The organism is Acidovorax sp. GW821-FHT09A11 (assembly GCF_059418365.1).
This window is the reverse complement of the sequence record NZ_JBWKPS010000006.1, coordinates 152,597-173,807: the sequence shown is the minus strand read 5'-3', so window position 1 is coordinate 173,807 and position 21,211 is coordinate 152,597. Positions and strand designations below refer to the sequence as shown.

Here is a 21,211-nt window from a genome sequence, read left to right as displayed (position 1 = left end):
ACCCCCCTGACAAGGAACGCACCATGCTGAATGTGGTCGGGCTGCACGCCCGCTATGGCGACAGCCATGTGCTGCGCGGCGTGGATGCGCAGGTGCCCGCCGCCACGTCGGTGGGCCTGCTGGGGCGCAACGGCATGGGCAAGACCACGCTCATCCGCTCCCTGATGGGCTACCTGCGCCCGCCCGAAGGCCAGGTGCAGATGGACGGCCGCACCGTCACCGGCTGGCCCCCCGAAAAGATGGCGCGCCTGGGCATTGGCTACGTGCCCGAGGGGCGCGGCATCTTCCCCAACCTGTCGGTGCGCGAGAACCTGGTCATGAGCCAGCGGGCGGGCCTGGACGGCAGCCGCGCCTGGACCTTCGACCGCGTGATGGCCACCTTCCCTCGGTTGTCGGAGCGGCTCTCGCACGGCGGGCAGCAACTGTCCGGCGGCGAGCAGCAGATGCTGTCCATCGGCCGCGCGCTGATGACCAACCCGCGCCTGTTGATCCTGGACGAAGCCACCGAGGGCCTGGCCCCGCTCATCGTGACCGAGATCTGGCGCGTGATCTCCGAGATCCGGGCCACCGGCATCGCCACGCTGATCGTGGACCGCGACTGGCGGCGGGTGCTCTCGCACACCGACCAGGCCCTGGTGATGGAGAAGGGCCGCATCGTGCTGGCCGCGCCGTCGGCCGACCTGCGGGCAGCGCCCGCGGCGCTGGAGCAGCTGCTGGGCGTGTGATGCGCGCGGACGGCTAGTCGAGCCGCCGGCGCAGGCTGCCGAGGTCCACCACGGTGATGCCGCCGTATTCGATCTGCAGCACGCCCTCGGCCTCCAGGCGCTTCAGGGCGGCGTTGCAGCGCTGGCGCGACACGCCCGACAGGTTGGCGATCTCCTCCTGCGAGACCTGCAGGTGCGGGTCGCTGCCGGGGTGCAGAAAAGGGTGGAACAGCCCGGCCAGCGCGCGTGCCACCTGGCTGTCGGTGTCCATGAGGTGGTGGGCCGTGAAGTTGCCCAGAAACCAGTGCATGCGCTCGTTGATCTGGCGCAGCAGGAAGTGGTCGAAGCTGCGCTGTGTGGCGTGCAGCCATTCGAAGGTCTCCACCGGCAGCAGCGCCACCCGGCTGGGGCGCAGCGCAATGATGTCTGCCGTGCGCGCCACGCCGCGCAGCAGCGTACCCTCGCCAAACCAGCTGCCCGCCGACAGCCCGCCCAGCGTGACGGAGCGGCCGTTGTCGGACGTGACCGTCCACTTGAGCAGACCTTCGATCGCGCCGTACCAGTGCCGGGGCACGTCGCCGCGCCGGCACAGCGCGCTGCCTTGCGGCACATCCACTTCGCGCAGTTCATCGAGCACGCGCTGCTGGGCCGGGGCGTCCAGCACCGGGAACCAGGCCGAGTCGGCGAGGAGGTCGGCCACCGTGGGCGGCGCCTTTTTGACCAGCATGGTGAAGCGTTCTCCAACGGGCAGGGCCGCACGGTTCCTCGTATACCCTGAGTCCAAATGTCATCGCAATGACTGAGTATGCAAGCGCCCAAAAAAATAATGCGTGCACTAGCATTTTCCACCAGTCCACGCCATGACAAAGCGCAAAGTCATCGTCACCATCGCCCCCACGGGGGGCATGGCGCACAAGTCTCAGAACCCGCACCTGCCCACCCAGCCGGCCGAGATCGCCGACGACGTGCAGCGCTGCTGGAACGCCGGGGCCAGCGTGGTGGCCATCCACGCGCGCAGGCCCGATGACGGCGCCACCTGCAACGCCGACATCTACCGCGACATCAACACCCGCATCCGCGCCAAGGGCTGCGACATCGTCATCAACAACTCCACCGGCGGCGGCGTGCACGGCGACATGGTCAAGCCGCTGCCCGGCAACCGCTGGGAGATCGCCTGGGAAGAGCGCATCAAGGGCATGGACGCAGGCGCCGAGATGTGCACGCTGGATGCCACCACGCTCAACCTGAGCTTCGACGGCCGCGAGATCCTGATGGACACACCGCTCAGCCGCGGCCGCGAGCTGGCCGCCGGCATGAAGGCGCGCGGCATCAAGCCCGAGTGGGAGGTCTTCAGCCCCACCCACATCCTGCAGGACACCACCACCCTCATCGAAGAGGGGCACGACGACGGCCCGCATTTCATCAACCTGGTGATGAACGTGCACCGCGCCTTCCAGAACGCCATGCCGTACTCGCCGCGCCACCTGCAGATGATGGTGGACACGCTGCCCAAAAACAGCCTGTTCTGCGTGAGCGGCATCGGCCCCTCGCAGCTCGAAGCCAATGTCGCGGCGCTGCTGCTGGGCGGCCATGCGCGCGTGGGGCTGGAGGACAACCTGTACTTTCGCCACGGCGAGCTGGCCACCAACGTGCAGCTCACCGAGCGCATCGTGCGCGTGATCCGCGAGCTGGACATGGAGCCCGCCACGCCCGCCGAGGCCCGCGCGCTGATGGGCCTGCCGCGCGTGGGCGGCCCCCGCCCCGAGTTCGCGCCGCACTGAGCCACTGCATACGTTCCGCCACAGCCCTGTTCATGCAACCAGAAAGAAAAAGGAGACAAGAAATGATGATGCCAACACGCCGCCAATTCATGCACCATGTGGGCGCAGCCACCGCGCTCGGGGCCCTGGCGCCCTGGAGCGCCCTGGCGCAGACGATCGAGCAGGTGAAGATTTTCTACGGCTTTCCGGCCGGCAGCGCGGGCGACAGCGTCGCGCGGCGCGTGGGCGAGAAGCTGGCGGGCTCGGCCTACACACGCAATCCGGCCGTGGTGGAGAACAAGCCCGGCGCGGGGGGCCGCATCGCGCTGGAGTCGCTCAAGGGCGCGCCCGCGGATGGCAGCGTGCTCACGCTCTCGCCGTTTTCGTGCACGTCGATCTACCCGCACATCTACAGCAAGCTCAGCTACGACCCGGTGAAGGACTTCGTGCCCGTGTCCATCGGCGCGGTCATGCACCATGGCCTGGCCGTGGGCCCCCTGGTGCCGGCCTCGGTCAAGACCGTGAAGGACTACCTGGCGTGGGCCAAGGCCAACCCGGGCCAGGCCAACTACGGTTCGCCCGCTGCAGGCTCCACGCCGCACTTCATCGGCGCGCTGCTGGGGCTGAACAACGGTGTCGACCTCAAGCACGTGCCATACCGCGGCTCCATCCCCGGTGTGACGGATGTGGTGGGCGGACAGATCGCATCCATGGTCACCCCGAGCGGCGACTTCATCCCCAACCACAAGGCGGGCAAGCTGCGGCTGATCGCCACGTCCGGCCAGGCACGCTCGCCGTTCTCTCCCGAAGTGGCGACCTTTGCAGAGCAGGGCTTCCCCGAGCTCACGACGGAGGAATGGTTCGGTTTCTATGCCCCCGCCCGCACGCCGGCCAGCGTGGTGGCCGCCGCCAATGCGGCCATCAACCAGGCCATCAAGGAAAAGGCCGTGATCGACAGCCTGGCCGTCGTGGGCCTGATCGCCAAGGGGTCGACGCAGGCCGAGATGGCGGCATCCCAGCAGGCGGAGTTCGAGCGCTGGGGCCCGCTGGTCAAGAAGATCGGGTTCACGGCAGAGTCTTGAACAGGTCTTGACTCTCCCCTGGCTCGCTGCGCAACAACGACAAGGAAAATCTTCGATGGATTCGACAGTGAAGCGCGTGGCCGTGGTGGCCACCGGCGTCATCGGCGCCAGTTGGGCTGCCTACTTTCTGGCGCAGGGGCTGGATGTGGATGCGACCGACCCCGCGGAGGGCGCCGAGCAGCGGCTGCGCGATGCGGTGGCCCGGCACTGGCCCGCTCTGGAGCAGCAGGGTCTGGCACCCGATGCCAGCCTGGAGCGGCTGCGCTTTCACCCGCGGCTGGAAGATGCGCTGGCGCAGGCGGACTTCGTGCAGGAGAACGGGCCGGAGCGGGTGGACTTCAAGGCCGACCTGATGCGCCGCATCGACGCGGCCGCGCCGGCGCACGCCATCGTGGCGTCCAGCTCGTCGGGCCTGTCGGTGTCGGCCATGCAGGCCCGGTGCGCCCGGCCGGAACGCATCGTGCTCGGGCACCCGTTCAACCCGCCGCACATGATCCCGCTGGTCGAGGTGGGCGGCGGCGAGAAGACGTCGCCCGAGGCCATCGCCGCCGCGATGGCCTTCTACACCGCCATCGGCAAGCGCCCCATCCATGTGCGTCGCGAGATCCAGGGCCACATCGCCAACCGCCTGCAGGCCGCACTGTGGCGCGAGGCGTTCCACCTGGTGAATGAAGGCGTGGCCAGCGTGGCCGACATCGACACCGCCATCGCCCAGGGCCCCGGCCTGCGGTGGGCGCTGATGGGGCCTTTCATGAACCTGCACCTGTCCGGCGGCGACGGCGGCATGGCCCATCTGCTGGCCCACCTGGGCGGCCCCATCGAAGGCTGGTGGGACGACCTGGGCGCGCCGCGCATGACGCCCGAACTGCAGCGCCGCGTGGTCGAGGGCGTGGACCAGGCGCTCGGCGGGCGCACCCAGGCAGAGCTGGCGCAGGTGCGCGATGCCCTGCTCATCGGCCTGCTGCGTGCCAAGAGCGCATCCCCCGGGCTGGACACGCCGACCTGATGGGCCCGGCGCTCCCCATCACCAGCCTCACCACGACACCGAGAGAGAGACACCACGCCATGCACCCCGGATTCCTTGACGACGACACCCAGATCGCGCTGGCATTGACCACCCAGACCCGTGCGGACGACGGCTCGATCACGCTGCAGTCCCCCGTGCCGCTGGGCGACTATGCGCGCTGCATCGGCGAGTGGCTGGAGCACTGGTCGCGCGAGACGCCCGACGCGCCGGCCCTGGCCGAGCGCGATGACGAGGGCGAGCACTGGCGCCGCCTGACGTACGGCGAGTTGCGCCGTGCCGTGGGCGCCTTGGCGCAGTCGCTGCTGGACCTGAAGCTGCCGGCCGACCGCCCCGTGGCGATCCTGTCGGACAACGCGGTGGACCATGCGGTGCTCATGCTCGCGGCCATGCATGTGGGCCTGGCCTCGTGCTCGCTGTCCAGCGCCTACGCGCGCTCCAGGGACCCGGCGCGGCTGCACAGCATGCTCGCGGCCCTCGGGCCGTCGCTGGTCTACGCGTCCGACGCCCGGGCGTACGCGCCGGCCCTGGCGGGGTACGCATCGGACGCGCTGCAGGTGTTCAGCCGCCACGCCGACGAGGTGTCGGGCGCGCTGCCCTTTGCGCGGCTGCTGCAGGGGGTGGAGACGCCGGCCGTCCGCCAGGCGTTCGACGCCATCGCGCCCGATGGCCACGCCAAGTACCTGCTGACGTCGGGCTCCACCGGGCGGCCCAAGGTGGTCATCAACACCCACCGCATGCTCTGCGCCAACCAGCAGATGATGGCCCAGACCTGGCCCTTCCTGACCCGCGAAAAACCGGTGCTGGTGGACTGGCTGCCCTGGAGCCACACCTTCGGCGGCAACCACAACCTGAACATGGTGCTGTGCCACGGCGGCACGCTCTACATCGACGAAGGGCGGCCCGTGCCCGGGCTCATCGAGAAAACGGTGCGCAACCTGCGCGACGTGAAGCCCACGATGCTGTTCAACGTGCCGCGCGGCTTTGACATGCTGCTGCCCTTCCTCGAGGCGGACGAGCAGATGGCCGCCGAGGTCCTGTCGCGCATGCGGCTGGCGTTCTATGCGGCTGCGGCGCTCGCGCCGTCCACCTGGCAGCGGCTCGAAGCGCTGGCCCTGCGCGTGCGACCCGCGCAGCCGCTGTGGCTGACTACGTCCTGGGGCTCCACCGAGACGTCGCCCGCCGTCACCAGCGCGCACTGGCGGCTGGACAAGGCCGGCTGCATCGGCGCGCCGCTGCCCGGGCTGGCGCTCAAGCTCGTGCCCAATGGCAGCAAGCTCGAGATGCGGGTCAAGGGCGTGTCGGTCTTTCCGGGCTACCGCAACGCACCGGCCGAGACGGCGGCCGCGTTCGACAGCGAGGGCTTCTACCGCATCGGCGACGCCGGCTACCTGGTGGACCCCGAGCGGCCCGAGCGTGGCGTGGTCTTCAACGGGCGCGTGGCCGAGGACTTCAAGCTCTCCAGCGGCAGCTGGGTGTCGGTGGGCACGCTGCGCGTGGAGCTGATCTCGCAGCTCGCGCCGCTGGTGCAGGACATCGTGCTCACCGGCCACAACCACGACGAAGTGGGCATGCTGGTGTTCCCGTCGGCAGCGGGCGCGGCCGACCCCGCGAAGCTCACCGCCGCCCTGCAGGGCGTGATACGGGCCCGGCGCGACGCTGGCGCGGGCTCATCGCAGTGCCCCACACGCGCCCTGGTGCTGGCGCAGCCGCCCGATGCGGACAGCGGCGAGATCACCGACAAGGGCTACATCAACCAGGGCGCGGTGCTGACGCGCCGGGCCGCCGATGTGGCGCGGCTGCAGGCCAGCCCCATGGACGAGCAGGTCATCACCGCCTAGGGCTTTACGAACCAGGGCAGGTTCAAGTCTTTACAATATGAGAATCATTCTTATTAGCCACGGGCCTGTCCCCACTGCGCCCTCAGCCATCCCGGTCCCGAACCTGCCGCGTTCGGGCCGTCTTTTGTCAGGCTGCGTGCGCCGTGGTTGCCCACTATTACCAAGAACTGCTGAACTACTTTGCCCGCATGGTGCGCAGCCGCGACTCGGCGGCAGACCTGGTGCACGAGGCCTACGCGCGCGTGCTGGCGCTGCAGCGCAGCGGCGACGCCGTCGCCCAGCCCCGCGCGCTGCTGTACCGCACCGCGCGCAACCTGCTCATTGACCAGCACCGCCGCCATGTGGCGCGGGGCACGCTGCACACCGATGCCGACGACAGCCTGCCCGACGTTAGCGACCTGCCCGCGCCCGCCGTGTGCGAACCCGAGGCTGCTTTCATCTCCGCGCAAGGTGTGGCTTCGATGATCGCCACCATCGAATCGCTGCCGCTGCGTTGCCGCGAGGCGTTCATCCTGCACAAGTTCGACGGGCTGTCGCAGGCCGAGGTGGCCGCGCAGATGGGCATCTCGTGCAAGATGGTGGAGCAGCACATCCAGCGCGCCATGGTGGCCTGCCGCGCGTGCCGCGCCACCGCGCAGGGGGAGGACCAGCCATGAATGCGCAGCCCCCCATGCCAATGCCGGACGAAGCCAACGACCACATCGACGGTGAGGCCTTGGACTGGCTCGTGCGCAGCCAGGGCGCACCGGACGCCGCCACGCTGCAGGCCCTGCATTCGTGGCGCGACGCCGACCCGCGGCATGCGGCGGCGCTGGCGCGCTGGCAGCAGGAGTGGCGTGCGCTCGATGCACTGCCCGCAACGGCAGTCCGGCACCTGCGGGCCGGCTTGCTGCAGGACAAGGATCGTGCCGGCGCACCGGACCGCCCACGCGCGCGAGGTTGGAGTTGGAGCTGGGGTTGGGGGCAGGGCGCCGCCACGGTCGCATCGGTCTGCCTGGTGGCTGCCGCCACTGCCATGGGCTACCACCACTGGCAGCAGCAGCCCGTGTATGAGCAGGCCCTCGCGACCGGCCTGGGCCAGCAGTCCGAGGTGCACCTGCCCGACGGCAGCACCGTGCGCCTGGACACGAACACCCGCCTGGACGTCACCTTTCGCCGCCAGCGCCGCGAGGTGGTACTGCCCGAAGGCCAGGCCGTGTTCAAGGTGCAGGGCGATGCCGCGCGGCCGTTCGACGTGCTGGCGGGGTCCCTGCGCATCTCGGTGGTGGGCACCCGGTTTTCGGTGCGCTACACGCCCGGCGTGCCGGGCGACGCCGGTGTGCGCGTGGCGGTGGAAGAGGGCCGCGTGCGCGTGGCCCGCGCTGCCGACGCAGGGCCCGAGGTGGTGGAGTTGACCGCAGGCCAGCAGGTGAGCAGCGCTGCGGATGGCCGCCTGACCGCCATCGCCGCCGTGCCCGCTGCGGGCATTGCACCCTGGCGCGATGGGCGGGTGAGCTTCGACGACACGCCTTTGTCGCAGGCGCTGGCCGAGTTCGCCCGGTACGGCTCCACGCAGCTGGTGGTGCGCGACCCCGGCGTGGGCGCGCTGCGCCTGACCGGCACGTTCGACCCGCGGCGGCTCGATAACTTCACCCGGTCCCTGCCCAGTGTGCTGCCTGTGCAACTGCGCGCGCACGGCGCGGTCACCGAGATCGTGGCTGCTCCCCACCCTCAGCCTCAGTAGCCACCCCCGGTAGCGGCCGGCAGCAGGCCGTTGCTGGCCGTCCGCCGCCGGCGGATGGGTCTGCGCGCCTGTGGGCCCCGCGCGCCCCGCCTGCCCTGCACAGGGCCCCGCATCTTTTTTTCAAAAAACTTGGCCCACCGACCTAGGGGGATGGCTTCGGCCTGCGTCTACATGAGAAGGCGTCTTATTCAAAAATCCATTCCAACATCCGTTTCCAGGGAGATCTCTCACATGCCCCGCACCCGATTCCGGCCCGCCCCGCTGGCCCTGGCCGTCGCACTCAGCCTGGCGGCCATGGGCGCCAGCGCCCAGGTGGCGCCCGCCGCCGGGCAGCCCGCCGTGGCGCTCAGCATTGCCGCGCAGCCACTGGCCCAGGCGCTCAACGATCTGGCGCGCCAGTCACGCATGGAGCTCATGGTCCAGCCCGCGCTGGTGGCGGGGCGCTCGGCCCAGGCCGTGAACGGGTCGCTCACGGTGCGCGAGGCGCTGGACCGGCTGCTCGCGGGCTCGGGCCTGGTGGGCGTGATCGAAGGCACCAGCATCGTGGTGCGCAGGCCGCCCGCGGCGGCGTCATCTGGTGCTGCGGGTGCAGCGGGCGAGACCAGCCTGGCCGAAGTGCGGGTGCAGGCCCAGGCCGAGCCCAGCGCGCTCACCGAGCACAGCGGCTCCTACACCACGCGCCAGGCGGGCACGTCCACGCCGCTGGGCCTGTCGCTGCGCGAGACGCCCCAGTCGGTCAGCGTCATCACGCGCCAGCGCATGGAAGACCAGGGGCTGACGCAGCTGTCCGACGTGGTCGCGCAGACGCCCGGGCTGGTCTTCAGCCAGAGCGGCAACCAGGGCTCGGACACCTCGCCCATCTACTCGCGCGGCTTCTCTGTCAATACCTACATGATCGACGGCGTCCGCCAGACGGACTCCAACTATTCGAGCATCTTCCAGACCAACGACATGGCGATGTTCGACCGCGTGGAAGTGGTGCGCGGCGCCTCGGGCCTGATGAACGGCATCGGCACGCCGGGCGCGGCGATCAACATGATCCGCAAGCGGCCCACCGCCGACTTCCAGGCCTCGGTGCGGGCCGAGGCGGGCTCGTGGAACCATGTGCGGACCGAGGCGGACATCGCCGGGCCCATCAACGCGTCGGGCAGCGTGCGGGGCCGCCTGGTGGCCGCCGCGCAGGACAACGACTCCTACATCGACCGCCTGAAAGAGCGCAAGAAGCTGCTCTACGGCGCGGTCGAGGCCGACCTCACGGCGCAGACGCAGCTGTTCGCCGGCGCGTCGGTGCAGCACCACGACGCCACGGGCCACGCGCGCGGCGGCTTGCCGGCCTACTACTCCGACGGCACGCGCACGCAGTGGAGCCGCTCGGCTTCGGCCGCGCCGCCCTGGGCGTATTCCAAGCGCCACTACACCTCGGTGTTCGCGGCGCTGGAGCACCGCTTCAGCGACGACTGGAAGGTCAGGGCCACGGCCACCCGCACCAACAACTTCTACGACGAGCTGATCGGCTACGCCAGCGGCGGCGCGCCGGTGCGCGCGACGGGCGCGGGTGTCACGCTGTGGGCGGGCCGCTGGAGCGCCACGCCGCGCCAGGACAGCCTGGACGTGCAGACCACGGGCCGCTTCGACCTGCTGGGGCGCAAGCACGACGTGGCCTTCGGTGCGCAGATGTCGCGCACCAGCTACGACGCGCCGTCGTACACCAACTGGACGCACGCGGGCTGGAGCAGTGCCATCGGCAACATCTTCACCTGGGACGGCACTTCGCCCGCCGCGCCGCCCAACCCCAGCATCGGCCGCAACACCTCGGACGAACGCCTGAACAGCGCCTATGCCACCGTGCGCTTCAAGCCCACGGACGCGCTGGCCGTGCTGGCCGGCGCGCGCGTGGTGGACTGGAGCCGCGCGCAGACCAGCACCCGCTTTTCCACCGGCGCCACCACCGCCAACAACCGCTACGAAAGCGGCGAGGTGACCCCGTACCTGGGCCTGGTCTACGACATCGACCGCAACTGGTCGGCCTATACCAGCTTCACCACCATCTTCACGCCGCAAAGCCTGCGCCTGGCCAACGGCGACTACATGGACCCGCAGACGGGCGACAGCTTCGAGCTGGGCGTGAAGGGCGCGTTCCTGAACGACCGCCTCAACGTCTCGGGCGCCATCTACAAGGCGCGGCAGGACAACCTGGGCGTGGCCATTCCCAACGTGTTCGCGCCGGACGGCAGCCAGGCGTACGAGGCCGTCTCGGGCACCAGCACGCGCGGCTTCGAGGTCGAGGCCACGGGCGAGGTGCGCCCGGGCTGGCAGGTCGCGGCGGGCTTCTCGCGCAACCTCACACAGGACCGCCTGCGCACACGCCTGCTCACCGACGTGCCGCAGAACACGGCCAAGCTGTTCACCAGCTACCGCATCGCGGGCATCGGCAAGGGCCTGACCGTGGGCGGCGGCCTGCGCTGGCAAAACCAGATCTACCGCGACAACCAGGGCGCCGCGCGGGTGCGCTTCACGCAGCCGGCGTATGCGGTGGTCGACCTCATGGTGCGCTACGCCATCACCGACACGGTGGCCGTCACGGCCAACCTGCGCAACGCCCTCGACAAGGTGTACTACACCTCGGTCGGCAACTCGTACTACGGCGCGCCGCGCAGCCTGCAGGTGGCGGTGGACGTGCGGTTCTGATGCACCCCCTGAGTCGCTTTGCGCCTGCCCCCTGGAAGGGGGACGCTCCCAGCGCGGCGGGCCGGCCCTTGCGCGGGAGCCCTGGCCTGTGTTGCGCCAGTTTTACCGGCAGGGAGTGGTGCATGCCATCGCATCTCTGCAACCGGAGTGATCTGCCATGAAAGAGGGCTTTCGCCAGTGCATGGCCTGGCTGCACACCTGGGTCGGGCTGGTGGTGGGCTGGGTGCTGTTCTTCGTGTTCGTGACGGGCACGGTCGGCTACTTTGCGTATGAGATCGACCGGTGGATGCGCCCCGAGCTGCCCCTGGCGACCGATCCCGCGACGGTGGACCCGCACCGGGCGGTGGCGCTGGCGCAAGCCTACCTGCAGGCCAACGCGCCGCAGCCGTCGCAGGACTGGTCGGTGCAGCTGCCCGGCCAGCGCGGCAGCAGCGCACTGAGCGTGAGCTGGCGCGAGCCGCCCGCAGACGGCAAGCCCGGCGCGCGCGGCCGCTTCGTGCGCCGAACGCTCGACCCCGCCACGGGCCAGGCAGCCGCCGAGCCCGTGGTGCGCAAGACCGGCGGCGGCCACCTGCTGTACCGCATGCACTACATGCTGCACTACGTGCCGTACGACGTGGCGATCCGCCTGGTGGGCGTGTGCACCATGCTGATGCTCATGGCCGTGGTGACAGGGGTCATCACGCACAAGAAGATCTTCGTGGACTTCTTCACCTTCCGGCCGGGCAAGGGGCAGCGCTCGTGGCTGGACGCGCACAACATCATCAGCGTGACGGCGCTGCCGTTCTTTCTGATGATCACGTACAGCGGGCTGGTGTTCTTCCTGTTCCAGTACATGCCGGCGGGCCTGGCGGCCAGCCACTATGCGGGGAACGCGCAGGTGTTCTACGACGACCTGCTGCAGCGACCGGCCGCTGTGGATGCCACTGTTTCCGCGCAGCCGCTCACCGCTTTGGCGCCGCTGGTGGCCCGGGCCGAGGCGCAGTGGGGCGCGGGCCAGGTGGCGCGCGTGGGTGTGCAGCAGCCCGGGCGCGCCGATGCCGATGTGCAGCTGGTGCGCGTGGCGGGCGGGCAGATTGCCGGCAGCGACCGGCTGCGCTTTCATGCCCGCACGGGCGAGGCCCTGCCGCCCAAGGCCGAGGACGGCGCGGCCCGCGAGACGCAAGACGTCCTGCTGGCCCTGCACGAAGGCCGCTTTGCAGGGCCCGTGCTGCGCTGGCTGTACTTTGCGAGTGGCCTCTTGGGCTGCGCGATGATCGCCACCGGCCTCGTGCTCTGGACGGCCAAGCGCCGCGCCCAACAGGACAAGCGAGCCAAGGCGGGCGGCAAGCCCGAGTTCGGCTTTCGGCTGGTGGAGTGCCTGAACATCGGCACCGTGGCCGGCCTGCCCGTGGCCGTGGCCGCGTACTTCTGGGCCAACCGCCTGATCCCGGCGGACTTCGCCACCCGCCGCGAGTGGGAGGCACACGTGCTCTTCATCACCTGGGGCGTGCTGCTGCTGTACCCGGCCTTGCGCACGCCGCTGCGCGCGTGGCTCGAATCGCTGTGGCTGGCCGCCGCCGCCTTCGCGCTGCTGCCCCTGCTCAACGCACTGACCTCCGACCGCCACCTGGGCGTCACCCTGCCTGCGGGCGACTGGGTGCTGGCCGGGTTCGACCTGACCATGCTGGCGCTGGGCGCCTGCCTTGCGGTCGCGGCCCGCCGCGTGCACCGCCGGCAGCGCGCTGCGGTGGCGCCCGCGCGCGCCCGTGGTGCCGTGGTCGCCGGTGCCGCCCTCTAGCGCGCCGCAGTGCTTCTTTCCCGTTTTTTTCTTTCTTCTTCTCGATTTTCAAAGGAGTCTCCATGTTCAAGAAAAACCTGCTCGCCGTCGCCCTGTCCGGCATCGCCCTGTCCGCCACTGCCCACCAGCTGTGGCTGGAGCGTGATGCCACCGGCCCGGTGCGTGTGTACGTGGGCGATGCCGACAGCGAGCACGACAAGGGCGCCGAAGTGGCCAAGCTGGCCGCCACCACCCAGGTCTTCACCACCGACCGCCGGCAAACCGCCAAACTCACCGCCAAGGAGGAATTCCTGGAGGCGGACGTGGCCGCTGCCGGCGACGTGCGCCTGTCCAACGACCAGGTCTGGAAGCCCTGGAAGGCCAAGGACGGCAGCTTCCAGGCCGCCGTGTTCAACGCGCGCGCCGGCCGCAGCGAGACGCAGGCCGTGCTCGACTACGAACTGGTGCCCGTCACGGCGGGTGGCAACACCTTCACGCTGGTGTTCAAGGGCCAGCCCGTGGCGAACAAGACCGTCACGGTGATCACGCCCGACAAGTGGACCAAGGGCTTCAAGACCGATGCGTCCGGCCGCGTCGACGTGCCGGTCAACGGCAAGGGCCGCTACGTGCTCGTCAGCACCCACGAGGCACCTGCCGTGGGCGATGTGGTCATTGCCGGCCAGAAGGTGGCCAAGCTGGGCTACACCACCACGCTGACCTTCGTCGCGCAGTAAGCCGCCATGGCCACCGCACACGCAGGCTCTGCCGCGCGCTACCGCTGCATGGTGGCCAGCCGCGCCCTGGCGGCGGCCCTGGGCGGCTATGCGCTGGCGTCGCTGTTCACCGCGGTGCTGGCCGTGGGGCTGCCCCGCGTGTCGGACACCAGCCGCGCCAGCGCGCTGCTCACGGCCACCCTGCTCAGCTTTGCGGTGTATGCGGCGGCGGTGATCTGGGCCTTCAGCGCACGCAGCGCGCTGCGCGCCTGGGCCGGGATCGCCGTGCCGTCGGCCGTGCTGGCCGCTGCGCTCTGGGCGCTGAAGGCGGGCGCATGACGGCGACGCTCTGGGCGGCACCGCTGGCCGCGCTCACGCTGTCGTTCAGCGGCATGGCGGGCCTGGCGCTGGCCATGGACCGCCACCACGAACAGGTCACCGGCCGCGCCGAGGTGCCGCGCACACGGCGCCGGGTGCTGCGCTGGGCGGGCAGCCTGCTGCTGGCGCTGTCCCTGGCCGCCTGCATCGGGGCCTGGGGCGCCACCGTGGGGCTGACCGCCTGGTGCGGCCTTCTCACGGCGGGCGGCCTGCTGGTGGGTGTGCTGCTGACCTACGCGCCGCACCTGGCGGTGCGGGTGTCGGCGGCCACGGTGCTGGTGGCGGGCGTGTGCCTTGTGGGGTCCGCTGCCGGGCTGTAGGCACCGGCGCCGCCGCTTTGGGGGGCGTTGGCAAAAAAGTCCCGAACAGCGTGCGCTTTTTTCCGTCTCGTTGGTCATAGGCAGTAGGTGCAGTGCGCGGCCCTGCAGCCTGCGCCGTTGGCGGCCTGCGTTTTTTTCATCTTCGTTTTTCGACCCAGCCATGTCTTCACTCTTTGCCTCACCTTCCGCCGCCGGTGCCATCCTTGCGCTGGCCGCCTGCGCCTGGGCAGGCCACGCCCATGCCGACTACGTGTGGCTGCAGCGCGACGGGGCCCAGGCCCGCGCCTACGCCGGCGAGCTGCCCCGCCGCAGCGCGGCGCTGCCGCCCCTCCAGGCCCCACGCGCCTACCTGGCCGACGGCAAGGACCTGCCCGTGGCGCCGCAGGCCGGCCACATCGACATCACCGCACCGGGCGGGGACGATCTGCGCCTGAGCACCTTGCACGTCACCGGCCACGGCGCGGTCACCTACTACCAGGCCCGCGCCGGCCGCAGCGAGACCCGCGCCACCAACGACCTGGAGCTGGTGCCCACCACGCCCGGCGGCAACACCTTCAAGCTGGTGTGGAAGGGGCAGACCGTGGCAGCGTCGCAGGTGAACGTGGACACCAGCGCCGGCTGGCGCCGCACGCTGGCCCCGGCGGCCGACGGCACTGTGCAACTGGAGACGCCGTTCCCCGGCCTCTACGTGCTGGAGGTGAGCGCCAAGGTCAACGGCTCCGTCACCGTGGACGGCAAGAAATACGACGACGTGCGCCACACCGCCACGCTCAGCTTCGAGGTGCCCCGCTGATGGCCCCGACCCCACCCCATACACGCACCGCACGCACAACCCTGAGCGTGGGCGCCCTGGTGGTGCTGGCGGGTGCCATCGCCGCCGGCGCCTGGTGGTGGACGCGGCAGCCCGCCATGGTCTACGACACCGTGCCCGTGGCGCGCGGCGACATCGAGGCCACGGTCAGCGCCATCGGCACGCTGCAGCCGCGCCGCTATGTGGACGTGGGCGCGCAGGTGTCGGGGCAGATAACGCGCCTGCACGTGCAGCCCGGCACCGAGGTCAAGAAGGGCCAGTTGCTGGTGGAGATAGACCCCAGCGTGCAGCAGGCCACGGTGGACGGCGCGCGCGCCGCACTCGCCGGCCTGCGGGCGCAGCTGGCCGAGCAGCAGGCCCAGCACCGCCTGGCCCAGCAGCAGCAGGCGCGCCAGCAGCAGATGGAGCGCGAAGGCGCCACGCGCCTCGAAGATTTGCAGACGGCCGAGGCCGCGCTGGCATCGGCGGCGGCGCGCATCGACCACCTCAAGGCGCAGATCGACCAGACCCAGGCGAGCCTGAAGGCCGATGAGGCGCGCCTGGGTTACACCCGCATCTACGCGCCCATGGCCGGCACCGTGGTGGCGCTGGAAGCGCGCGAGGGCCAGACCCTGAACGCCACCTACCAGACGCCCAATATCCTGCGCGTGGCCGACCTGTCGACCATGACGGTGTGGACCGAAGTCTCCGAGGCCGACATCCGCCGCGTGCGGGCCGGCCTGCCGGTGTACTTCACCACGCTGGGCGGGCAGGCCGACGCCGCCGCGCGCCGCTGGCGCAGCACCGTGCGCCAGGTGCTGCCCGCGCCGCCCACGCCCGAGGCCAAGGCCGCGGGCGGCGCCAACGCGCAGGCCGCCGCGAGCAAGGCCGTGTCGTACACCGTGCTGTTTGATGTGGACAACGCCGACGGCGAGCTGATGCCGCAGATGACCGCGCAGACGAGCTTCGTCACCGCGCAGGCGCAGGGCGTGATCGCCGTGCCGCTGTCGGCACTGGCAAGCCCTGCCAGCCCGGCCGGCGGCAAGGCGGCTGGTGGCAAGGCAGCTGATGCGGAGGGCGACGGTGACAGCGCTGGTGCCGGCCCTGGCGAGAAGGCCGCCGCAGCCACCCACAGCGCCCGCGTGCTGCGCGCCGATGGCGTGGTGGAGCAGCGCGCCGTTGTCGTCGCCGTGAAAAGCCGCCACCTGGCCGAGGTGCGCTCGGGCCTGCAGGAGGGCGAGCAGCTGGTCACCGGCGAGCGCCCCGCGCGCAGCGGCCCGCAAAGGTTCAAGCTGTGACCGCAGGCACCGGCATCCAACGCGACACCCTGCACGGCGTCTTGCATGACGCCCCTGGTGTGCCGCTGATCGAGCTGCGCGGCGTGCGCCGCCGCTACGGCGGTGGCGAGCAGCCCGAGGTGGAGGTGCTGCGCGGCATCTCGCTGTCCATCCACGCGGGCGAATTCGTCGCCATCGTGGGCGCGTCGGGCTCGGGCAAGTCCACGCTGATGAACCTGCTCGGCTGCCTGGACAAGCCCAGCAGCGGCAGCTACCGCTTCCAGGGCGAAGACGTGGCGGGCTTCGACGCCGACCAGCTGGCTTGGCTGCGGCGCGAGGCCTTCGGCTTCGTCTTTCAGGGCTACCACCTGATCCGCGCCGAGTCGGCGTGCGAGAACGTCGAGGTGCCCGCCATCTACGCCGGCACCCCGCGCGAGGAGCGCACCCGCCGCGCAGCCGCGCTGCTGACGCGCCTGGGCTTGGCCGACAAGCTGCACCACCGGCCCACGCAGCTGTCGGGCGGGCAGCAGCAGCGCGTGTCGATCGCGCGGGCGCTGATGAACGGCGGCCGCATCATCCTGGCCGACGAGCCCACCGGCGCGCTGGACACCCACAGCGGCGCCGAGGTGATGGCGCTGCTGCACGAGCTGGCCGACGCGGGCCACACCATCGTGCTCATCACCCACGATCGCGAAGTGGCCGCCCAGGCGCGCCGCGTGATCGAGATCCGCGACGGCGAGATCGTGGCGGACAGCGGTGCGGCCGTGGCAGGCACGTTGGAAGAAAAAAATGCCTCTACCGCGCAACCAGCAAGCGCAAGCAGCTATAAAAATAGTAGCAAGCGTTCCGGCCGCGCTTTCTGGGCCGAACTGGCCGAGGCCGCCCGCTCGGCCTGGCGCGGCATGCGCATCAACCGCGCGCGCACCGGGCTCACGCTGCTGGGCATCGTGATCGGCGTGGCGTCGGTCATCGTGATGATGGGCGTGGGCGAGGGCGCCAAGCAGCGCGTGGTGGAGCAGATGGGCTCCATGGGCACCACCATCATGTACCTGGGCGCCAGCCACCCGCGCGAGGGTGGGCCGCAGGGCGAGATCACCGCAGAGGACCTGGAGGCCATCGCCCGCCTGCCCGAGATCGGCCACGTGATGCCCGTCATCGGCGACCCCATCCCCGTGCGCCATGGCAACGTCGAGCGGCAGATCTACGTGTTCGCCGCCAGCGAGGACATGCCCCGCGTGCACCACTGGAAGGTGGCCCAGGGCCGCTACTACAGCGCGGCCGAAGACCGCGACCTGGCGCCGCTGGTGGTGCTGGGGCACAAGGCCAGCGCGCAGTTCTTTCCGGACCATCCGAACCCGTTGGGCCGCCACCTGCTGATCGGCAACGCGCCGTTCGAGGTGATCGGCGTGATGGCCGAGCGCGGCGCCGACTCGGGCGCGCAGAACTACGACGACATGGTGTTCATCCCCTACCAGTCGGGCCGCGCGCGCGTGTACCGCGTGCAGACCCAGCCCGACTACACCGTGGTCGCTGCCGCGTCGGTGGAGCAGGTGCAGGCGGCCGAGAAGGCCATGCACGCCCTGCTGCTGTCGCGCCACGGGCGCGAGGACTTTCGCATCGGCAACGCGGCGGCCAAGCTGCAGGCCGAGGCGCAGACGCGCAACGCCATGACCATGATGCTGGGCCTGATCGCGGCCGTGTCGCTGGTGGTGGGCGGCATCGGCGTGATGAACGTGATGCTGATGACGGTGCGCGAGCGCACGCGTGAGATCGGCATCCGCATGGCCACCGGCGCGCGGCAGGGCGACATCCTGCGTCAGTTCCTCACCGAGGCCGTGCTCGTCACGCTGGTGGGCGGCGCGGCGGGCCTGGCCATCGGCCTGGCCGTGGGCGCGGTGCTCATCGTGTCGGGCGTGCCCGTGATCTTCTCGCTCACCGCCATGGGCGGTGCCTTTGCCTGCGCCGTGGCCACGGGCCTGGTGTTCGGCTACATGCCCGCCCGCCGCGCCGCCGGGCTCGACCCCGTGGTGGCCCTGGCTTCCGAATGATTGTGATGGTTGGTATGCGCACTTGTATTGCCTCTGTGTCCTGTCTTGCCGCTGGTGTGTTGCTGCTCAGTGGCTGCGCCGCGGTGCAGCCGCCGCCTGAAGATGCCGCTGCAGCACCCGCCTTGCCCGTGCACTGGGCCAGCCCGGTGCCGCCCGCGCAGGGGGTGGCGACGGGTGTCTCTGCGCTCGGTGTCGCAGAGCTCGACGCGCTCATCCACGCCGCCCACGCGCAGAGCCCGGACCTCGCCGCCGCCATCGCGCGGGTGCAGCAGGCCGATGCGGTGGCGCGGTCCGCTGGCGCCAGCCTGCTGCCTGCCGTGACCGGCACGCTCGATGCCCGCCGCCAGGCCCGTGCCGGCGGGCAGGCCGAGGTGGCCGGCAACCAGATCGGCGCCGGGCTGGCCGCAAGCTACGAGCTCGATGCCTGGGGCCGCCTGGGTGCCGAGCGGACCAGCGCCCAGGCCCTGCGCACGGCCAGCGTGCACGACCGGGGCGCGGTGCAGATCACGCTGACAGCGGCGGTGGCACAGGCCTGGCTGCAGCTGGTGGGCGGGCGCGAGCGCCTGGCGATTGCCGGGCTGAACCTGCACAGCGCCGAGCGCGTGCTGGCCGTGGTCGAGTCGCGCGCGCGCGCCGGGGCCGCCACGCAGCTCGAGCAGGCGCAGCAGCGCGGCCTGGTGGCCACGCAGCGGCAGGTGCTGGAGGCACGGCGCCAGCAGGTGTCGGGCGCGCACACGGCGCTGGCCGCGCTGCTGGGCCAGGCGCAGTGGCCGGTGGTGCAGGCCAGCGCATTGCCCGCCACGCAGGCGCTGGTGCCCGCTGCCGGGTCGCCCGCCGACCTGCTGGTGCGGCGGCCCGACATCGCGCGGGCCGAGGCGCGGCTTCAGGCCGCCCACGCCGACGTGGCCGCAGCCCGCGCGGCGCTGCTGCCGCGCATCAGCCTGACTGCCAGCCTGGGCACCGGGGGCAGCAACCTGCCCCGCGTGTTCGACAACCCGCTCTACAGCCTGGCCGCCGCGCTGGCCGCGCCCATCTTCAACGGCGGGCGCCTGGCCGCCGACCGCGATGCGGCCCAGGCGCGGCAGGCCGAGCTGCTGGCGCAGTACCGCGCCAGCATCGTGGCGGCCGTGAGCGATGTGGAGCAAGCCCTGCAGGCCGTGGCGGGCACGCAGGCCCAGCGCATGGCGCAGGCGCAGGTGGTGCAGCAGGCGCAGCAGGCGGCCATGCTGGCGCAGTCGCGCTACCGCGCCGGGGCCGAGACGCTGCTCACGCTGCTGGATGCGCAGCGCACCCTCTATGCCGCGCAGGACATGGCGGCCCAGCTGCACCAGGCCGAATGGCAGGCGCAGGTGGCGCTGTACCGCGCGCTGGGCGGGGGCTGGCAGCCCGATGCCGACGCTGGCGTGCGCCGCGTGGCCGTCATGGCGCAGCCATGAACGCAAGCATCAATGAGCCCGTGACCATGCTGCAGCGCCTGCGCACGGCGGGCCTGCGCCCCACCACGGCGCGCATCGGCGTGCTGCAGGTGATCCACTCCGCGGGCAGCGCGGGCATGGGTGCGGACGAGGCTTTTCACCAGATGCTGCTGCGCGGCACGCACGTGAGCACCAGCACGGTGTACCGCATCATCCACGAGCTGCAAACCCTGGGCGTGCTGCTGCACGACCGCAGCGACCGGCGCCACACCGTGTACCGCCTGCGGCCCTTTGCGCCGCCGCCGTCGGCCGATGTGCGCATGGCCTGCCGCCGGTGCGAGCGCACGGCCACGCTGCCCGGCGCACAGCTGCGCAACGAACTGGAGCTGCGCGCGGCCGAGGTGGGCCTGCGGCCGCTGGTGGCGGGCCTGGTGCTGCAGGTGGACTGCCTGGGCTGCGACGGCGCCACGGGGCACTGCCAGCCCAACTGAGCCTGACTAAGCGCAACGGACCGCGCAAAGAAAAAGGACCAGACGCCCGGAGGCATCTGGTCCTTGTCGCTGGGGAGCGCGGGCTGATTTATCAGGCCGTTGCGTCCTTGAGCTTCTTCAGCGCGCGGGTCTTGATCTTCACCGCGGCGGGCTTGGCGGGGAACCAGCGCTCTTCACCGGTGAAAGGGTCCTTGCCGAAGCGCTTCTTCTTGGCGGGAATCTGCTGCAGGCCGATCTTCATGAGGCCGGGCAGCGTGAATTCGCCGGAACCCTTCTTGTGCACGGAGCCCAGGATGGTCGCTTCCAGCGCGGCCAGCACGGCCTTGGTGGCCTTGGGTTCCACGCCAGCCTGCTCGGCCAGGTGGGCGATCAGCGTGGTCTTGTTGAAGGCCGTCTTGATCGGCTTGATGCCCACGGCGACCGGCTTGGCCACGGGGGTGGCGGCCTTCTTCGCTGCTGGAGCGGTGGCTTTCTTCGCGGGTGCCGCTGCCTTCTTGGCGGCGGGTGCTGCCTTCTTCGCTGCAGCTGGAGCTGCCGCCTTGACGGTCTTCTTTGCGGGCGCTGGGGTTTTCTTTGCAGTTGCCATGATGATGATTCTTCTTTGCTTCAGAGTTGCAGTGTGCCTCCCCCCATTGAAGGGAAGGTGCGCAATTTTAGGTGCGACTGTGGCACACCCCGCAAATGTGAAGACCCGCCTGCGCCAGAGGCTTCTGAAACAGCGGGTGAAAGGCATGCCCGAAGCGGTGCCAGTGGGGCCGGCCGCATGCCCGCCGCCGCCGCGTGCGGGCGCTGCCGCGGGCCGCCGTCAGCGGTGTGCCGGCGTCTGGTGGCGCTGGCGCCACTGGTGGTAGCGCTGGCGCTGGAGCGCCAGCAGCTCCACCAGGCCCCAGGCCAGCGCGCAGCCGAGGGTGCCGCACAGCACGGCCAGGCGGCGCACTTCAGTCCTGCGCCGTGGCTGCTGCGTCTTCATGCGCCCATCCATCGGTGCGGGGCAGGTCGAAGCTCGGCCAGCCGGGGGCATCGAAGAGTTCATCCAGCAGCCGCTGCAGTCCGAGCCATCTCCAGAGCATGATCGTGTGCCTCTTTGAACAGGTTGTCTGCGGGCAAGTTAACGCGCTTGTGTGACAGTTCCGCGTCGTTTCGCTGAATTCATACAGGGCGCGCGATGGCGTTGCCGGTGCCTGCGGGCCGGGCATAT

General features: G+C 70.7%; 21 protein-coding genes. 17 read left to right on the top strand and 4 right to left on the bottom strand.

All coding sequences use genetic code 11. From position 1 onward, the window contains the following. Positions 1 to 23: 23 nt before the first annotated feature. Entirely contained in the window at positions 24 to 725 is a 702-nt protein-coding gene (locus tag AC07PV_RS17195) for an ABC transporter ATP-binding protein (RefSeq protein ID WP_369643363.1), read from the top strand. A 13-nt stretch (positions 726 to 738) separates the two neighbouring features. Here AC07PV_RS17195 and AC07PV_RS17190 read toward each other — a convergent pair whose 3' ends face one another. Next, positions 739 to 1,431: a Crp/Fnr family transcriptional regulator gene (locus AC07PV_RS17190; protein WP_218296124.1), complete on the bottom strand. Its 693-nt coding sequence runs from the start codon at positions 1,429 to 1,431 to the stop codon at positions 739 to 741. Between the two features lie 133 nt (positions 1,432 to 1,564). On the opposite strand from AC07PV_RS17190, the gene AC07PV_RS17185 reads away from it, so the two are divergent. The 16 genes from AC07PV_RS17185 to AC07PV_RS17110 all read left to right on the top strand — a co-directional run bounded on the left by AC07PV_RS17185 (position 1,565) and on the right by AC07PV_RS17110 (position 20,013). Then, positions 1,565 to 2,485, top strand: a complete 921-nt coding sequence (locus AC07PV_RS17185) for a beta-keto acid cleavage family enzyme (protein WP_369643362.1) — start codon at positions 1,565 to 1,567, stop codon at positions 2,483 to 2,485. 68 nt (positions 2,486 to 2,553) lie between these two features. After that, positions 2,554 to 3,546: a Bug family tripartite tricarboxylate transporter substrate binding protein gene (locus AC07PV_RS17180; protein ID WP_369643796.1), complete on the top strand. Its 993-nt coding sequence runs from the start codon at positions 2,554 to 2,556 to the stop codon at positions 3,544 to 3,546. A 55-nt stretch (positions 3,547 to 3,601) separates the two neighbouring features. Next, positions 3,602 to 4,552, top strand: a complete 951-nt coding sequence (locus AC07PV_RS17175; RefSeq protein ID WP_494601825.1) for a 3-hydroxyacyl-CoA dehydrogenase NAD-binding domain-containing protein — start codon at positions 3,602 to 3,604, stop codon at positions 4,550 to 4,552. Between the two features lie 59 nt (positions 4,553 to 4,611). Continuing rightward, positions 4,612 to 6,411 (top strand): feruloyl-CoA synthase, encoded by a 1,800-nt coding sequence (locus AC07PV_RS17170; RefSeq protein WP_218339732.1) that lies wholly within the window; start codon positions 4,612 to 4,614, stop codon positions 6,409 to 6,411. Positions 6,412 to 6,554: 143 nt separating this feature from the next. Continuing rightward, positions 6,555 to 7,067 carry an RNA polymerase sigma factor gene (locus AC07PV_RS17165; protein ID WP_218339731.1) on the top strand — a complete coding sequence of 171 codons (513 nt, stop codon included), beginning with the start codon at positions 6,555 to 6,557 and terminating at the stop codon, positions 7,065 to 7,067. Then, a complete protein-coding gene (locus tag AC07PV_RS17160) occupies positions 7,064 to 8,134 on the top strand; it encodes a FecR family protein (protein ID WP_255591041.1) in 1,071 nt (356 codons plus the stop codon). The genes AC07PV_RS17165 and AC07PV_RS17160 overlap by 4 nt, the downstream gene beginning before the upstream one ends. Positions 8,135 to 8,365: 231 nt before the next feature. Beyond that, entirely contained in the window at positions 8,366 to 10,822 is a 2,457-nt protein-coding gene (locus tag AC07PV_RS17155) for a TonB-dependent siderophore receptor (protein WP_494601828.1), read from the top strand. 157 nt (positions 10,823 to 10,979) lie between these two features. After that, positions 10,980 to 12,602 (top strand): PepSY-associated TM helix domain-containing protein, encoded by a 1,623-nt coding sequence (locus AC07PV_RS17150; protein ID WP_494630869.1) that lies wholly within the window; start codon positions 10,980 to 10,982, stop codon positions 12,600 to 12,602. Between the two features lie 62 nt (positions 12,603 to 12,664). Further along, on the top strand, positions 12,665 to 13,315 hold the full coding sequence (locus tag AC07PV_RS17145; RefSeq protein ID WP_494630868.1) for a nickel uptake transporter family protein: 651 nt from the start codon (positions 12,665 to 12,667) through the stop codon (positions 13,313 to 13,315). Between the two features lie 6 nt (positions 13,316 to 13,321). Beyond that, entirely contained in the window at positions 13,322 to 13,633 is a 312-nt protein-coding gene (locus AC07PV_RS17140; protein WP_218339727.1) for a DUF3649 domain-containing protein, read from the top strand. Continuing rightward, positions 13,630 to 13,992, top strand: a complete 363-nt coding sequence (locus AC07PV_RS17135) for a DUF3325 domain-containing protein (RefSeq protein ID WP_494630867.1) — start codon at positions 13,630 to 13,632, stop codon at positions 13,990 to 13,992. Before AC07PV_RS17140 ends, AC07PV_RS17135 begins: the two co-directional genes overlap by 4 nt. Positions 13,993 to 14,152: 160 nt before the next feature. After that, on the top strand, positions 14,153 to 14,785 hold the full coding sequence (locus AC07PV_RS17130) for a hypothetical protein (protein WP_255593409.1): 633 nt from the start codon (positions 14,153 to 14,155) through the stop codon (positions 14,783 to 14,785). After that, positions 14,785 to 16,080: an efflux RND transporter periplasmic adaptor subunit gene (locus AC07PV_RS17125; RefSeq protein ID WP_494630866.1), complete on the top strand. Its 1,296-nt coding sequence runs from the start codon at positions 14,785 to 14,787 to the stop codon at positions 16,078 to 16,080. Before AC07PV_RS17130 ends, AC07PV_RS17125 begins: the two co-directional genes overlap by 1 nt. Positions 16,081 to 16,139: 59 nt before the next feature. Further along, complete coding sequence (locus AC07PV_RS17120) at positions 16,140 to 18,107, top strand: MacB family efflux pump subunit (protein ID WP_494630944.1); 1,968 nt, start codon at positions 16,140 to 16,142, stop codon at positions 18,105 to 18,107. Then, positions 18,104 to 19,543, top strand: a complete 1,440-nt coding sequence (locus AC07PV_RS17115; RefSeq protein WP_494630865.1) for an efflux transporter outer membrane subunit — start codon at positions 18,104 to 18,106, stop codon at positions 19,541 to 19,543. The genes AC07PV_RS17120 and AC07PV_RS17115 overlap by 4 nt, the downstream gene beginning before the upstream one ends. Then, positions 19,540 to 20,013 (top strand): transcriptional repressor, encoded by a 474-nt coding sequence (locus AC07PV_RS17110; protein ID WP_494630864.1) that lies wholly within the window; start codon positions 19,540 to 19,542, stop codon positions 20,011 to 20,013. The genes AC07PV_RS17115 and AC07PV_RS17110 overlap by 4 nt, the downstream gene beginning before the upstream one ends. A gap of 91 nt (positions 20,014 to 20,104) precedes the next feature. Here AC07PV_RS17110 and AC07PV_RS17105 read toward each other — a convergent pair whose 3' ends face one another. From AC07PV_RS17105 to AC07PV_RS17095, 3 genes are all read right to left on the bottom strand, one after another. Next, complete coding sequence (locus tag AC07PV_RS17105; RefSeq protein WP_494630863.1) at positions 20,105 to 20,599, bottom strand: HU family DNA-binding protein; 495 nt, start codon at positions 20,597 to 20,599, stop codon at positions 20,105 to 20,107. A gap of 219 nt (positions 20,600 to 20,818) precedes the next feature. Further along, positions 20,819 to 20,983 (bottom strand): hypothetical protein, encoded by a 165-nt coding sequence (locus AC07PV_RS17100; protein WP_218296109.1) that lies wholly within the window; start codon positions 20,981 to 20,983, stop codon positions 20,819 to 20,821. Next, a complete protein-coding gene (locus AC07PV_RS17095; protein ID WP_255591040.1) occupies positions 20,952 to 21,083 on the bottom strand; it encodes a hypothetical protein in 132 nt (43 codons plus the stop codon). Before AC07PV_RS17095 ends, AC07PV_RS17100 begins: the two co-directional genes overlap by 32 nt. Positions 21,084 to 21,211 lie beyond the last annotated feature (128 nt).